At 58.0% G+C, this 704-nt stretch carries 2 protein-coding genes; both read left to right on the forward strand.

What is annotated here, in order from left to right:
• Positions 1–430: DUF3489 domain-containing protein (locus ONV78_RS31840; RefSeq protein WP_279508616.1), on the forward strand; the 430-nt coding region annotated here is incomplete at its 5' end.
• 76 nt (positions 431–506) lie between these two features.
• Positions 507–704: hypothetical protein (locus ONV78_RS31845; protein ID WP_279508618.1), on the forward strand; the 198-nt coding region annotated here is incomplete at its 3' end.

Below are 704 nucleotides of genomic sequence, written 5' to 3' on the forward strand. Positions count from 1 at the left end.
TGGCCACATCAAAGGCGGCGCGCGTAAGAAAGTGCTGACCAGCCTGATGAGGCTTGAATTGATTCACGCTGAGGGAGATACATGGCGAATCAATGACGCCGCCTACAAGGCGCTGGGACGCGCCAAGCCAAGTCCTGTAGAGCCCGCGCCTGACTCCCTCGACACGGAGCGGGACGAGGCCCAAGCAGAGCCACAGGGCCAGCCATCCCGCCTCCGCGCTAACAGTAAGCAGGCCCTTGTCATCCAGATGCTAGAGCGCCCGGAAGGGGCCACCATCGACCAGCTCAGCCACGCTACCGGTTGGCAAAAGCACACGGTGCGCGGAACCCTCTCTGGGGCGCTGAAAAAGAAGCTGGGACTCAACGTGATCTCAGAGAAATCCGCAGATGGCGAGCGCATTTATCGCATCGCCAAAACTGATCACCCATAACGCTCTAAATCACTTGCTAAGCCGGCGCTATGAAGCGTTCATAGCGCCACACGAACCACCCAAAAGGAGCGAAAAAATGGGAACCTGGAGCCAACCCAACACCGAAGAAAAAGCCGCCAAACTGGAACGCCTGATGGCCAAGCCGCTGCTGAAGAAAGACGCCAGCGACATGCTTTACCACCTGACCGGCGACGATGACCTTTTTGATTTTTTTGAAGAGTTTGAGGAGGACGCGGATGTCCGCCTCCTGGTGCGCTTTCACCTTGAGCGGGCG

Source organism: Hahella sp. CR1, from assembly GCF_029813005.1.
Classification (GTDB): Bacteria; Pseudomonadota; Gammaproteobacteria; order Pseudomonadales; family Oleiphilaceae; genus Hahella.